Annotated in this window: 8 protein-coding genes; 3 read left to right on the forward strand and 5 right to left on the reverse strand. The window is 69.1% G+C overall.

Annotated features, from left to right (window positions below; genetic code table 11):
• Complete coding sequence (gene pbpC / locus LXT21_RS17170) at positions 1-2,373, forward strand: penicillin-binding protein 1C (protein WP_254039227.1); 2,373 nt, start codon at positions 1-3, stop codon at positions 2,371-2,373.
• Positions 2,374-2,394: 21 nt separating this feature from the next.
• Here the strand turns inward: pbpC and LXT21_RS17175 are convergent, their stop codons facing one another.
• Positions 2,395-4,185, reverse strand: coding sequence for a CotH kinase family protein (locus tag LXT21_RS17175; RefSeq protein WP_254039228.1), 1,791 nt, complete (start codon positions 4,183-4,185; stop codon positions 2,395-2,397).
• A 438-nt stretch (positions 4,186-4,623) separates the two neighbouring features.
• Between LXT21_RS17175 and LXT21_RS17180 the strand changes: the two genes are divergently transcribed.
• Positions 4,624-4,995, forward strand: a complete 372-nt coding sequence (locus LXT21_RS17180; RefSeq protein WP_254039229.1) for a DUF2892 domain-containing protein — start codon at positions 4,624-4,626, stop codon at positions 4,993-4,995.
• A gap of 24 nt (positions 4,996-5,019) precedes the next feature.
• On the opposite strand, the gene LXT21_RS17185 is transcribed toward LXT21_RS17180, so the two are convergent.
• The 3 genes from LXT21_RS17185 to LXT21_RS17195 form a co-directional block, all read right to left on the reverse strand.
• Positions 5,020-6,381: a hypothetical protein gene (locus tag LXT21_RS17185; protein ID WP_254039230.1), complete on the reverse strand. Its 1,362-nt coding sequence runs from the start codon at positions 6,379-6,381 to the stop codon at positions 5,020-5,022.
• Between the two features lie 35 nt (positions 6,382-6,416).
• Positions 6,417-7,757: a carboxypeptidase-like regulatory domain-containing protein gene (locus tag LXT21_RS17190; protein ID WP_254039231.1), complete on the reverse strand. Its 1,341-nt coding sequence runs from the start codon at positions 7,755-7,757 to the stop codon at positions 6,417-6,419.
• A gap of 142 nt (positions 7,758-7,899) precedes the next feature.
• The gene (locus tag LXT21_RS17195; RefSeq protein WP_254039232.1) at positions 7,900-11,424 is read right to left on the reverse strand and encodes a tolB protein precursor protein; all 3,525 of its coding nucleotides are present in this window, start codon (positions 11,422-11,424) and stop codon (positions 7,900-7,902) included.
• A gap of 188 nt (positions 11,425-11,612) precedes the next feature.
• On the opposite strand from LXT21_RS17195, the gene LXT21_RS17200 reads away from it, so the two are divergent.
• On the forward strand, positions 11,613-13,079 hold the full coding sequence (locus LXT21_RS17200; RefSeq protein ID WP_254039233.1) for an LVIVD repeat-containing protein: 1,467 nt from the start codon (positions 11,613-11,615) through the stop codon (positions 13,077-13,079).
• 56 nt (positions 13,080-13,135) lie between these two features.
• Here LXT21_RS17200 and LXT21_RS17205 read toward each other — a convergent pair whose 3' ends face one another.
• Positions 13,136-14,728 (reverse strand): hypothetical protein, encoded by a 1,593-nt coding sequence (locus LXT21_RS17205; protein ID WP_254039234.1) that lies wholly within the window; start codon positions 14,726-14,728, stop codon positions 13,136-13,138.
• Positions 14,729-14,877 lie beyond the last annotated feature (149 nt).

The following is a 14,877-nucleotide window of genomic DNA, read 5'->3' on the forward strand; positions in this document are numbered from 1 at the left end:
ATGCGACGCCTCCGTCCACTCCTGAAGAAGCTCCTCTGGACCGCCGCGGGGCTCTTGCTCCTCGCGGCGGTGGGAGTGGCGGCGGCGTGGTCCGTGCCGCTGCCGTCGCGGCTCTCCGCACCCCCTTCGGTGGTGATGGAGTACCGCGACGGCACCCCGGCGCACGTCTTCCTCGCGCCCGACGAGCGCTGGCGCATCGCCGCGCCTGTCGAGCGCATCGACCCGGCCTACCTCCGGGCGTTGTTCGCGCTGGAGGACAAGCGCTTCCATTCACACCCCGGTGTGGACCCCCTCGCCGTGGCGCGCGCCGCCGCGCTCAACGTGGCGCGGGGACGCCGGGTGTCGGGGGCCTCCACCCTGACGATGCAGCTGGTGCGCATGCTGGAGCCCCGGCCGCGCACCTTCACCTCGAAGTGGGTGGAGTCCCTTCGCGCGGTGCAGCTCGAGCTGCGCCTGACCAAGCAGGAGGTGCTCGCGGCCTATCTCCAGTTCGTCCCCTACGGGCGCAACGTGGAGGGCGTGGAGGCCGCGGCCCTGGCGTACTTCGGCCACACCGCGGCGCACCTGAGCCCGGCTGAAATCGCCACGCTGCTCGCGGTGCCGCAGAACCCCAACCGCCGCTTCCCCACGCCGGAGAACCAGGCGCGGCTGCGCGCGGCGCGCGACGACGTGGCCCGCAGGCTGCTGGAGGCCGAGGCCCTGCCTCGTGGACCCGAGGAGGCGAGGGTGCCCGCAGAGCAGGTGCTCGCCGACGTGCGGGCCTCCGATGTTCCGGGAGGGCTCAAGGCGTTCCCCCGCGAGGCGCCTCACGTGGCGGTGTGGCTCAGGGCCCAGCGCCCCGGCCAGATGCGACTGGCCACCACGCTGGACGCGGGCACGCAGCGCCTGGTGGAGCGGGTGATGCGCGACGCGGCCCGGGAGCTGAAGTCCAAGGGCATCCACAACGGCACGGCGGTGGTGGTGGAGCGGGAGCAGGGCGCGGTGCTCGCGCTGGTGGGCAACTTCGACTTCTTCGACGCGGAGCACGGCGGGCAGATTGTCGGCTTCGCCACGCCGCGCTCGCCGGGCTCGGCGCTCAAGCCGCTGCTGTACGCCATGGGCATCGACATGGGCATCACCGGCCCCGAGCAGCTCGTGGCGGACATCCCCACGACGTACGGCGGCTATGCGCCGCGCAACTTCGACGGCCGCTTCCTGGGGCTGGTGCGGCTGGAGTACGCGCTGTCCCAGTCCCTCAACATGCCCTTCGTGCGCCTGCTCGAACGCGTGGGCGTGGAGCGCTTCCTGTCCGCGCTCAGGACCTCGGGTGTCACCAGCCTGGTGACGGACCCGGGCCACTACGGCCTGTCCGCGGCCGTGGGCGGCATCGAGCTGACGCCCCTGGAGGTCGCGGGGCTCTACGTGGCCATGGCGGGGGATGGCCGGGCCCGTCCGCTGCGCCTGCTCGAGGAAGGGCAGCCGCTGGAGACCCCCGTGGAGGTCATGTCGCCGGGCGCCGCGTGGCTGACGCGCAAGGCGCTGGCGCTGAGAGACCGGCCGGACTTCCCGGAGCGGCGCCGGCTGACGGGGCTGCCCGCGCGGGTGCACTGGAAGACGGGCACGAGCTTCGGTCACCGTGACGCGTGGGCCGCCGGCTCCGGCCCCCGGCACACCGCCGTCGTGTGGCTGGGCAACTTCAACCACTCGCCGAGCGTGCACCTGGTGGGCGCGGACGCCGCGGGCCCGGTGCTGTTCGACATCCTCGAGGGCGTGGGGCCCCGGGGCCGCTCGCTGCCCGAGGACGAGACGGTGGTGCCGGAGGACTTGATGAAGGTGGAGGTCTGCGCGTACTCGGGGCACCTGCCGACGGAGGCCTGCCTCCAGCGCAAGCAGGTCTACGCGCGCCGCTCGGCCGTCCCCACCGCGGTGTGTCCCTATCACCAGCACGTGGAGGTGGACGTGGCCACGGGCCTGTCCGTGGGCCCCACGTGCAGCACGGGGCGCAAGACGGAGTCACGCGTCTTCGTCACGTGGCCGGCGACGATTCGCCGCTGGCTGGAGGAGCAGCACCGCCGGCTCCCCGAGCCTCCCGCGCCGGCCCCCGGGTGTGAGCCGGGAGGCGCTCGCGCGGCCCCCTCCATCGTCTCACCGGCCTCCGGCCACATCGCGCTGCTGATTCCAGGCGTGCCCGCGGACCAGCAGGAGGTGCCGCTGGAGGCGGAGGCCTCGCACGAGCGCGCGCTCACCTGGTTCGTGGATGGCGCGCTGCTCGGCTCGGCTCGCGCGGACGAGCGGGTGTGGTGGACACCGTCGGTGGGCTCGCACGAAATCCTGGTCACCGATGACCGGGGCCTCACCGCCCGCCGCACGCTGGTCGTCCGCGAGCGACGGTAGGCCCCGGCCAGGGCTTCCGCTTCAGCGGGCCTCCCAGCCCGCCTCTCCGCGCTGGTACTGCTGGCCCGAGGGCAGCGCGCCATAGAAGAGGAAGTCCTTCACGCCCACCACGGACTTGCCGTCGAACAGGCCCAGCTCGCCCTTCGGTGGCAACTGGATGCCCAGCTCGGACGCCTTCAGCCGCACCTTCGCGCCCGGGGCCACGGTGAGCGCCGGGAGCACCGCGCCCATGGGGGTGTGTACCTGCGTGGGCGCGTGGTCGCTCTGCGCCAGGCTCACCCGCAGGTTGGTGGTCAGCACCATGCCCTGGAGCGACACGGCCGTGGTGCCGTGGTTGGCCACGTCCACCCAGCCCGCCACCGGGTCGAACGCGTCGAACACCAGCGTGGAGCGCTGCGCCTTGAGCCGCGCCCAGTCCTTCTCCACGAAGGCCCGACGCTCCCGGACGTAGCGCTTCATGTAGTCGCGGCTCGCGTGGAAGCGCGCGTAGTCGATGTACGGGGCCGCGCGCATGTGCTCGTCGATGAGCGCGTGCACCGCGTCGATGTACGGGTTGAGCACCTCGGGCTTGAACAGCTCGTCCAGCGCCTTCTCCAGCCGCTCGTCCAACCGCTCGCGCAGCGCCGGGTTCATCAGCACGCGCGTGGCCAGGTTGGAGAACACGGGCAGGTAGCCCGGGTAGGACTGCGCCTCGTTCTTGCGCTGCAGGTACATCTTCTCCGTCCACGCGTCGGACAGGGTGAAGTTGAAAAGGGGGTGGCGCATGCTGTTGGTGCTCGTGGCCATGTCGGGCACCGGGTTCAAGTACCACCAGCGCGCGTCCACGTTGTTGAGGTCCCACGGCACGTAGGACCACTTCGCCACGGCCCGGTCGTAGATGAAGTAGCTCTCCGAGTCCTCGACGAAGTTGTTGGACATCAGCGCGTCCATCACCATGGAGCGCAGGTAGTGCTCGAGCTGCAGGTGCTTGCCCAGGCGCTCGGCGAACTCGGGCTCCGGCGAGTGGTTGATGACGTCCATCATCGCGACGAGCGCGTCGTCCGGCTGCCGCTCGTTCGTCTTCTTCGTCCAGTTGCCCTGGTACGGCACCTTCCACGTCTTCATCTCGCAGTCCTTCCACCCGCACCGGTAGATGGTCGCGTCGTCGTCCGCGAAGGCGTGCGCCTTGAGGAAGGCCTTGTTCACCTGCTCGATCTCCAGGAACACGCCCTCGCTCTTGCCGTTGATGCTCAGCAGCACGTACGTCGCCTTGGACGCGGGCACGCGCATCGCCTCCAGCAGGTCGAAGGCCATCTTCTCCGCCAGCATGGACGCGTCGGCGAACTCGGCCACCAGGTTGAGCGACGTGCGCCCCTCGAAGCGGGTGCCGTCCGCGAAGCTCACGTTCCAGCTCTTCTTGTCGAAGAACCGCGCGGACGCGCCGCGCAGCCGCACCTTCACCGGGTACGTCATTCCCTTGGCCTTGAAGACGGCGTCCTGCTCGGGCGTCCACACGTCCTCCGCGAACTTCTGCATCGCCTCCGGAGGGATGATGAGCTCGTACTCGGGCACGCTCGTCTGCAGCTTCGGCATCACGTAGGGCCGCTGGGCCTCGGGCGTCACCGGTGGCGGCGGTGGAGGTGGCGGCGGGGGCGGGTCCACGGGAGGCGGGTCCACCGGCGGTGGATTCGGCGTCGGGTCCACGGGCGTCGGATTCGACGGCGTCGGGTCCTCGATGACAGGGGGCGCCTGCGTCGGCGGAGACGGGGCCTCGGAACCACAAGCCCACATCCACAGCAATGGAAGACAGAGCAAGAGTCGTGAGCGAGTCATCGACCGGTGTTGAGCAAGGCGCGTGCCTCATGGAGGCCAAGGTGCGCTGCCCGGAAGTGGACATATCCACCGTGCCTCGGGGCCATGGGGTGGGGCATCGATGAAAGGGATTTCCCATCCTGGTTCCATCAGTCGCCCCACCCTGGAGGGCAGCGGACCCGTCGCGCCGCGCGTCGTCTCCCAGGTGGGGTGGGAGTGGCTTGCCTCGGACGCGGGCCCGTTGCGGGGCAGGCAAGCAGTCAGGGAGGCCACTTGTGTTCCCACCCGGCGCTGTTCCCGACGCGTCGTGGCGCACCTAGCTTCATCGAGAAGAGGGGAGCGCCGCGACAGGGAGACGCGATGGAGACCTGGAACCAGTCGTCTGATTCCGCCCGCAGCCACACGCCGCTGAGGGTGAACCGTCGTATCGACGAGCACGTGGAGGGGTGCGTGCGGCACATGGCGACCCACGCCGACCGCCCGGAGATGAGCCGCTATCTCCAGAAGCTGGAGCGCGAGTGGGACCTCAACCGCGCCGTCATGGTGGGCACCGCCGTGGCTGGAGCGCTGGGCCTCTTGCTGGGCAGGCGGGACGGCGGCGGCTGGCGGTGGCTCAGCGTGGTGGCCGCCGGAGTGCTCCTCCAACATGGCACCCTGGGCTTCGGTCCCCTGTCCGCTCCCTTGCGCGCGCTGGCGGGCATCCGCACGCGCCGGGAGATTGATTTGGAGAAGTTCGCCATCAAGGCGCTGCGCGGTGACTTCGAGCGCATCCCCAATGACGGTGGCCCCATGGCCCGCGCCAACGCGGCGCTGGTGGCCGCGCAGTCCTGAGTCACAGGGGGCTCGGGCCGGAGTTCACGGCTCGATGCGCAGGATGTGGACCTGCGACTCGCGGGTGACGCCGACGAGCCTGTCTCCCATGAAGGCCAGGTGGCGGAAGAAGTGGTTGTCGCGCACCACGCCGATGTGGGTCCCCTCGTCGTCGACGATGACGAGGTCGTTCACCCAATGGTCGGACAACCACGTCTCGCCTGCCCGGTATGCGATGCCCGAGGCGCGGTGGGAGCCCCACTGGATGAACGGATTGGGGAGGACGCTCACCGACGCGCCCGTCGAGGGGGAGCGCCGCTCGATGTATCCCCAGCCCCGCTGTTTGATGGCGCTCGACAGCAGGTGTGTCCCGGTCCACGCGAGGTCTTCCACGGTCTCCGCGAGGAGGAACTCCTGCGTGTGAATCCCCGTGGCGGGGTCGATGCGCACGAGCTTGCGGTCATGTGCCTCCAGGTAGAGCCAGAGCGACGTACCGTCCCAGGTCAACCCCTTGGGGAGCCGGTGGTCCATGAACGTCCAGGCCTGGAGCACGGCCAGCGTCTGGGGGTCGAGTCGGGTCAGCGTGAGCCGGTCGTCGTCGTCGAAGCCGCCCAGCTCCTCTCGGTACACGAGCCAGAGGGCCTCGCCGTCGTAGGCGACGCCGTGGATGGGCTGTGGCCCCGCGAAGCCGCTCTCGGGCTGGAGCGTGTAGTGCCGGGTGAAGTGAGCCTCGTCGGCCCAAGCGAGCGTCCTCACATGGAGGATGTTGCTGGTGGTGACCGAGCCGTCGTCTCTCTCGACGTACAGGCGGAAGTAGAAGTCCGTGGCCGCCGAGACGAAGGGGGTGCCGGTGGAGATGAGACCCGCCAGATTGAAGTCCGTCCTGGCCACGTCGGTCCCCTCGTGGATGAGCAGGCCGTTCGTCGCGCTGACCGTGGGGAAGTGCCGCAGGGCGTAGAGCTTGTATCGGAGGAAGGCGCGGTCATGGCTTCGCTGCCACGCGAGGTGCACCGACGCGTTCGTCACCTCGAGAGGGGGCAGCAGTCGGGCGGGGCGTGCCATGTGGATGACGGCGTCTTCGCTGGGAGGCCCCTCGAAGGACTGCGTCACCTGGGCGAACTCACCATCTTCCGTGGTGTGTCGCAGCTCGACCTGGAAAGGCCCTGAGGGGAACGACAGCGCCAGCTTGCCGTCGGAGTCCGTCTTCCCCTGGTCGACACCCTCGAGGAGGACCAGGATGCCCTCCGCGGGTTGCTCGTCGTCATAGGCCACGCGCAGCAAGGGCCGGGTCTCCGTGTCAGGGGCGCCCGGCACTTCGGGCACCGGCTGCGAGGGCGCTGGGGTGCGCTCGCAAGCCATCAACAGGCTGAGGACCAGCAATCCGAGCCACGGCTTTGCAGAAGACATGTCACGACCTCCACGCGCGAATCGCCGCGGCATGCTCAGGGTTCGATGCGCAGCACATGGACCTGTGACTCGTGGGTGACGCCCACCAGGCGGTCTCCCAGGAAGGCCATGGAGGCGAACGCATGGGGCGATGTCGCCACGCCGATGTGCGCTCCGGCCTCACCGATGATGACGATGGTGGCGTCGACCGGGGACGCGAGCCACGTCTCTCCCTCACGGTGGGCGATGCCTCCCGCGCCGAGCAAGGCCCGTTGGTTGAAGGGGCTGGGCCAGGAGTCCGTAATGGCGCCCGTGACGGGGTGGACCCAGGTGACGGAGGCCGAAGGTCCGTAGGCGCTCAGCAGCAGGTGGGTGCCTGACCAGGCCAGCGAGGTCGCCGCGCTGCCCGCGACGAATTCGAAGTCACGCGCGCCAGTGGTCGGATTGAAGCGCACGAGCTTGTGGCCATTCGCTTCCAGATACAGCCAGAGTGACGTGCCGTCCCAGGTCAATCCCCGGGGACGTCGGTTGTCCAGGAAGGACCAGGACTGGAGGACCGCCAGCGTCTGGGGGTCGAGGCGGGCCAGCGTGAGCCGGTGGAGGTTGACGCCACCACCCGATTCCTCGTGGTACAGCAACCAGAGCGCGCTGCCGTCATGGGCCACCCCACGGATGGGCAACGTCCCCGCGAAGTTGCGCTCGGGCTCGAGCGTGTAGCGCCGGGTGAAGAGGTCCTCGTTGGCCCACGCCGGCGTCTTCACATGGAGGATGTTGCTGCCGGAGAGTGAGCCGTCGTCCTTCTGGACGTAGACCCGGAAGTGCAGGTCCTGGTGGGCGGTGACGAAGGGGGTTCCGCCGAAGTACGTGTCCCCCACCGTGAAGCGCGTCTGGGCGTTGTCCGTCCCCACGAACAGGAGGACCGAGTTCGAGTCGTCGAGCGCCGATGCGTTCCGGTGCCCGTAGACCCTGTACTCACGGAAGGAGCGCTCATGGCTGCGCTGCCACTGGAGTTGTACCCGCGTGGTTGTCACCTCGAGCGGCTCGAGCAAGCGGACAGGACGTGGCAGGTGGATGGGCACGTCGTCCCATCCCTCCGGGGCGTCACCGTCCTGGTCCTGGAAGGCTCGGGTGAACGAGCCGTCCTGCCCCGTGACGCTCAACTCGATTCGGAAGGGGCCCGAAGGGAGGGTCAGCTCGAGCCTGCCGTCGGAGTCCGTCGGGCCTTGCTCGACGTCATTGACCCGCACGCTCGCGCCCGCGGCCGGCTGCCCGTCCTCGTAGGTGACCCGGATGGAGGGCCTCCGCTTCGAGGGGAGCTCTTCCGAGCTCAGGGGCGCGCCACAGGACAGCAACAGTCCGAGCCACAGGCACAGGAGCCAGGGACCGCTTCGAGCCATGGACACACCGCCGGATGACGCGAGCCGGCCGCTCGCGGGATGTCCATGATACGCAACGAACCCTGATTCCTGGTCGTGGACCCGCCCCGAAGAAGCCGGCCCCCCGCCCGCGAAGGAGTGCGAGCGGGGGCTTGGACGACGCTCAGTGCCGGGGCGAGGTGTAGCCGCCACCCAGTGCGGGCATCAGCGCGGGCGAGGACGGCTGCGGCGCGCCGTTCTTGGCGCCCGTGTCGGCGGTGTCGAAGAAGCCGTTGAGCCCGGCGATGCCCAGCGAGAAGTTGGTCACCCAGCCCGAGTCCGGCTTGCCCGCGGCCGCGTTGATGTCGAGCGGGCGCGCGAAGTGCAGGCGCATCAAGAGAGGCCCCAGCGACAGGTTGACGCCGATGGCGGCGTCCAGCACGCGGTGGTCCCACAAGTCGCGTGAGCCGTTGCCCACGCCGCCCACGTCGATGCCGGCCACCGCCTCCAGGTCGCTCAGGAAGGCCACCCGGATGATGTCGTTGAGCGGCAGCTGCAGCTCCAGCGTGGAGTAGACGAAGTTGCGGCCCAGGAGCCACCGCTCGTCGCCGAAGTTCACGCCGCGCAGGGTGTCGAACGAGGACAGGAAGTAGGAGCGCGCGTAGCGTCCGCCCAGCGTGGTGCCCGCGCCGCCGCGCAGGAACAGGTGCGTGCGGCCGTAGATGGGGAAGTAGCGCTCGGCGTCGACGCGCACGTTGCCGTAGGCCTCGGAGTTGAACGGCTGCACGCCCACCGTCGTCTCGAGCAGCGCGGAGCTGCCCGACAGCGGGCCCGTGGCGTAGTGGTACTTCAGGCTGTCGTAGCCGATCTGCCCGCTCAGCTCCGTCTGGAAGCGGATGGAGCCGTTTTTCTGGTTCCACAGCGACAGGAGCTCCCGGTTGGCCTCGTTGCGGTCCGGGAAGAAGAGGCGGAACTCCGTGTCGTCGTCGAGGAAGTACTTGGTGCCACCCACGCTCAGGTCACCCTGGATGAACAGGAAGGTGCTCAGCGGGTAGCGCAGGCTGCCGAGCGCGCCGAAGTAGCGCTCCGCCGACGTGAAGAAGACGGGCAGATCATCGAACGTCTGGTCCACGCGGAAGCGCAGCGACTGGAACAGGCCGCCGCCCCACGTCGTGCGGCGCTCGTCGTTGATGTAGAGCATGTAGCCGTCGGTGAGGTCGAAGCTGCCGTACACCGCCAGCGTGAGGATGAACTGGTGGTCGCGCATGCGGTCGCTGGCCGCGGCGAAGAGCTGACCGACGAAGCCGCCACCGCCCGCGCCGGCGAAGCCGAAGATGGGGCCGAACTCCAGGTTCTGTCGGGCGAAGGGCCGGTAGGGCGTGGCGTCCGTGAGCGGGCGCACCGCGAGCGGGTTGGGCGGCTCGGGCGGCGGCTCGGCCGGCACGTCGAGCGCGAGCATGCGCGGCGGCCGGAGCACCGCGGGCTTCCGCTCACCGGAGACGTGGAAGAGCATCCACAGGCTGCCCTCGGGACCGGGGCCCGGCTCGAACACGCCCGTCGTCAAATCCGTGCGCCGGACGATGCGGCCGTCCGCCATCAGCTCGTGCAAATCGGAGCTGCTGTTGTTGAAGGCGGTGAAGAACACGCGCCCGTCCTCCAGCGCCACCGGGTCCGCGTGGTCGCGCTCCTCGCTCGTCAGGCGCTCCACCTGGCGGGGCGCGTCCTGCTTCACGCGGAAGAGGTTGAACTTGCGGTGCGACGTCGCGTCCGACGTGAAGACGATGCCCGCCGGGCCCCACGTCACCTGACGCTCGGAGAACACGTCGTCGGTGAGCTGAAGCGGCTTGGCGTCGGGGCTCGCGTTCAGGTCGATGACGTACACATCGCGCAGGCCCTCGTCCTGGATGCCGATGAAGGCCACCCACCGGCCGTCCGGGGAGATGGCCGGCGAGTACGCGGCGAGCAACCCGTGCTTGTCGATGCGGTACGCCTTGCGATCTCCGAGCTCCAGGTTCACCGACGTGCCCACCTCGCGGTCGATGCCCGTGCGGATGGGGTTGCGGCGCACCAGCACGTCCTGGGCGCGCTTCTCCACGGTGTGCTTGTAGTCCTGCACGTAGATGACGTCGCGCCCGGTGATCTCGGCGACGAAGGCCAGCTTGTCCTTCGACAGCGCGAAGTTGCGGCCGGAGATGGGGTGCAGCGACTCCACGCCCGGCATGCCGTCGCTGGCCACCCGCACGTTCTTGTCCGGCGCGCGCGGGTCCATCATGTACAGCCGGCTCTCGCCCGTCTCCGGGACGATGGTGCGCATGGCCAGCACCGTGCCGTCCGGAGAGCTGGCGAACGCGGTGATGTAGCCGGGCGCCTTGTCGAGCAGATCCAACGCGGGCGCGGACTGCTCCGAGCCCAGGTACGTCTTGTACGCGCGCCGCTTCAGCCAGTTCTCGAACCGCGCCGACAGCCGCTTCGGGTCATCGCCCGTCAGCCGCTCCAGCAGCTCCTCGAACTTGAGCGACGGCGTGTCCTTGGCGCCGCCCACCAGCCGGGGCGAGTCCTCCAGCACGCGCTGGATGAAGCCCTTGCCGTACTCCTCCTCGAGGAAGGCCACGCGCACCTGGCCGACCTTGTAGATCCACAGGTAGCCGTAGGGCCCGGGGGAGAAGAAGTCGAGGAACGCGTAGCCCTTGTAGAGGTCCGGGTTCACGAGCAGGTCTCGCACCAGCATCTCCGCCTCGGGGTCCATGCCCCGCTTGGCGTAGAACTCGGCGGTACCTTCGATGAACCACAGGGGGATGGACTGCAGCGGCTCGCCGAACACCTTCGCCTGCTGCGTCACGGTGCGCACCTTCTGGATGGTGAACTGGTGCGCGAGCTCGTGCGTGCTGACCTCCTCGAAGAGCCGGTGGTCACCCAGGTACGGCAGGGTGAGTTTCAGGTCACCCTCGGTGCTGGTGACACCCAGGGTGCCCTCGGACAGCGGGAAGAGGTTGGTCTGCAGGAACTCCTGGTAGCTGCTGTAGAGGATGTACGGGAAGGTCTCCGTGGGGACGTACTGGAACGTGTCCACCAGGTAGCGGTAGGCCTCCTCGATGAGGGGCGCGGCGCGCTCGGCGACGATGCGCTCACGCTCGTAGAAATAGAAGCGCACCCCGCCGGCCTTCGCCCCCAGCGACCTCGCGTAGGTGTAGTTGAAGCCGCCATCCGGTGAGCCGCCCAGCGCGGGGCCCCCCAACGCGGGCGCGCCGAGCGCGGTGCCTCCGTCGGGGTCGCCGAGCGCGGCGGTGCTCAGCGGGGTGCCGCCGTCCTCGTTGGCGGCGACGGCGGCCGGGGGCGGCGGAGTCCCTGCGTCCTCGGTCTGCACGAGCTCGGGGGCGGGGCTGGGCGACAGCGTGGTGGACGGTTCGGTCGGCGCGGCCGCGCCCGAGGGCGGGGATTTCGGATCTCCGGCCTCGGTATGGGTGGCGGGCGTGCCCGGGTTGGCGCCTCCCTGGACTCCGGGGGGCTGCTCATGGGCCGTCCTGTCCGGAGGCTTGGCCTCTTCGCCGGTGGCCTGGGGGCCGACGAGGATGTCGACGTGCCGCCACTCGAACTCGTAGCTGTTCACCGGCGTCTTGCCCGGGCGACGAGGCACGACGAAGACCTGGGCCAGCGCCAGCTCCGGGAGGAGCAGGGCCAGCGCGGCGGCAGCGAGGAGACGGGGGTTCACGAACACCTCTTGGGTGGGGTACTGGCGAGACAGGGCTTCCTGGGAGGCTCGCTCTCAGGAGCGAGCCTATACAAGGGCCTCGTTTATTTCTTTCCGTTTACTTGCCCGGCGGCGGGCGTCCCGCATCCCTGGGGGAGAGTGAGGGAGGGGCTTTCGTTGTGTGGCATGGCCCGGTATGCATACGGGTCATGAGACGCCTCTTCGTACTGAGCAGCACGCTGGTCCTTGCCCTGGGTTGCGGCAAGGACGGGGACTCCAAGAACAAGGCGGAGTGTCACCTTGCCGCCATCAACCTGTCGTCCTGTCAGCGTTCAAGCCTCGCGGCCCTGCAACCCGCGGGTGTGTGGAACGTCAATGTCGAACTGAACGATGGATCGGGTTCCGCGGGTGCGCTGCGTCTATCGGGCGCGGACGGCGCGAAGGTGCTGGGCTTCACCGTGACGGAGCAGCAGCACACGGAGGACACGTACTACCTGGCCGCGGACGTGGTCGACTCGTTCCAGCGCACGGTGCGGTACGCCTTCGCGGGCTGTGAGGCGACCTCGGCGACCCGCATGAAGGGCACCTTCCGTCGCTGCGTGGACGGAGAGCTGGACCTGCAGGGCACGTTCGAGGCGGCGCGCCTGCAGCGCAAGGCGGATGAGGTCGAGGGCTCCGGGGTGGAGCTGGTGCGCGAGGTCTCCCTTCAAGATGACTCCGTCAAAGAGCCCGTGGTCGCCAAGGAGCTGACCGTGGTGGGCGGACGTGCCTACCTCGTGCTCGGCAAGGATGGCCTCGCCATCTACGACGTGAGCGTCCCGTCGGAGCCGCGGAAGCTCTACTCGGGCAAGCCGTCGAGCGATGTCTACAATGACCTGGTGGTGCACGGCACGCTGGCGTACGTGGCCAGCCAGAAGAGCGGTCTGGTCATCTACGACGTGGCGGATCCGGCGAAGCCCGTGCTGCTGCGTTCGTTGACGGATCCGTCGGTGGAGGTCGGGGCGTTGGCGTTGAACGGCAACCTGCTGTTCGCCGCGTCGCCCGCGCCCAATGGCGAGGTGTTGATCTTCGACGTGACGACGCCGCTGCAGCCGAAGTTGCTGAGGCGCTACTTCATCGAGGGCGCCGAGCCGCTGAACGGCGAGGTTCCGTTCGACGTGGTGTCGGTGGGGAACCGGCTCTACGTGAGCAACTGGACGTTCGGCGTGTCGGTGTCGGACATCACGACGCCGGCGACGCCGAAGCTGCTGGGCCGCTTCGGAGGTATCTCGTCGCGTTCGTTGGCGGTGGGCTCGGTGGATGAGCGCCCGGTGGTGTTCTCGGGTGGCGAGGACTGGGGGGCGTTCGTCAGCGTGTTGGACGTGGGCAATCCGGCGAGCGTGCTCCAGGTGGGTGAGTTCCGGGTCCGGCCGGAGGTCTCCGTGCGCGCGATGGCACTGTCGGGGACGCGGCTGTACGTGGCGCACTACCAGGACGGTCTGCGCGTGGCGGACGTGAGCAACCCCGGTGCTCCTCGGCAGGTGGCGTACTTCAACACCTACCGCGAGACGGACAAGGACCGAGGCCTGACGTTCTTCGAGGGCCTCAACGCCATCGCGGTTCCGGGTGATGGGTACATCTACGCGACGGAGACGTCGCGAGGTCTGCTCGTCTTCCGCGAGACGTCATCGCCCTGAGGAGGGGTGAGGTCCTTTGAGGCGCCTCATCTCGGAGGCGCCTCAGAGGTGGACGGCTAGGGCGACAGCAGCGAGTTGCCCGTACCGCTCCTGCCGAGGCTGGCGCCGCGTGCGAGGTTGAGCTCGACGCCGGCTTCCTGGAGCGCGAGTCGCGCGGCGTATCCGTCGCTGCGCCCCGCCGCATCACGAGCGAGGTTCAACAGGGCTCGGGCGCGGTCCGCATGGACGATGACGTTGCCCTGACCGAATGACGCGGCGCTCTCGCGAATCTCCGCGAAGGCGCTGTCGGCGATGTCGAGGGCGTCGTCGACGTCATCCTCGCCCTGCTGGATGGCGGCGTCGGCGGCGAGCATCCATTCGCCGGCGCTCTGGAGCGCGGAGAGCCGCTGCTGGCGTGACTGTTCGGTCTCGACGGCGCGCTCGCCGAACGTGTCGACCTGCTGCTGGGTGGCGATGGCGTTCTGTTCAATCTCCGCGTCGCGAGTCTTGAGCTCTTCCTCGAGCTCGTCGAGACGTGCGCGCAGCTGCGCGACCTCCGTGTCCGTCGAAGCAGGTGGATTCGTGGTCGCCGACGTCTGCTGCTGTCCGGATGCGGATTGAGAGGTGTTGTTGTTCGTGCCGGAGTTGTTCTGGGGCACGGAGGTGCCCTGCGTGTCGGTGGATTGAGGCGCGGTGTTCGAGCCCGAGCCGCCCGTGCCGTTCGGGGAAACAGGAGCTGTGCCCGTGGAGTCCTGTCCACCGCCTTGCTCGGCTTCGGTAGGACCGAAACCGCCCAGCGAGTCTTGAGGCTGCGCGCCAGAGCCTCCCGTGCCGGATTGAGTCGAGGGCTGAGCCGTCGTGCCAGTCCCGACGCCACTCGAGTCATTCGGAATCGAGGTCTGAGGCGTCGTGCTGGTGCCAACGCCACTCGAGTCATTCGGAACCGATGTCTGCGGAGTCGTGTCCGAGCCACCGGTGCCGCTCTGGTCGTTCGGAACCGATGTCTGCGGCGTCGAGCCCGAGCCACCGATGCCACTCTGGTCGTTCGGCACCGAGGTCTGCGGTGTCGTGCCCGAGCCACCCGTACCGTCGACCTGGTCACCTGAATCCGAGCCCTGCGGTGCCGAAGTGCCGTAATCCCCCGAGCCGCCGGTGGAGTCCTGTCCGCCCAGCGGAGCAGGGGTGGGCTGTGGCAGCGCGGACGTGTTCGAGCCCCCGGGTTGGTTCACCCGAGCATCGCCCCCTTCGTCCCCCACGGCACCCGAACCACCGACGCCCAGGTCCGTATCGGACACGGTCGAACCGGAGTTCTCCTCCGCACCGCTCCCGCCGACGGCCTCCTGCCCCTGCGCGGGGATGGGCACGTAGCGTTGATACGTCTCGTCGATGGCGATTTCGCTCGGGGTCGCCGGAGCGCTCCCATCGGGGAGGGCGGGCGTAATCACATACCCGCCGCTATACGGCGTCGTCCCGTCGTTGGTCGGCTGCTGGATGACGTAGTTCGGAGGAATCCACGCGCCATCCGCCTCCTCGGCGGCCTGCTCGTTCGCGTCGCGCAGGGCCTCCGCGGCCGGGTCGCGGACGTTCGGGTCCATGGGAGAGGGGTAGGGCGTCTGGCTCTGTCCCTGAGCGACGCTCAACCCCGCGGCGAGGGCGATCCACAGGTTCATGTCGCCAGAGTGTTCACTGCTCGAATTCTCCGGCACCTCGGCGGCCCGCTTTCCCCTCGCTCGCCCGCCCGACGTGCGACCACGCCACCGCCCGCTGGGAAAAGTCGAAGGGCCGTGTCCCATCCAGGAACACGGCCCCGCGAATCCAC

Source organism: Myxococcus guangdongensis, assembly GCF_024198255.1.
In the GTDB taxonomy this organism is placed as follows: domain Bacteria; phylum Myxococcota; class Myxococcia; order Myxococcales; family Myxococcaceae; genus Myxococcus; species Myxococcus guangdongensis.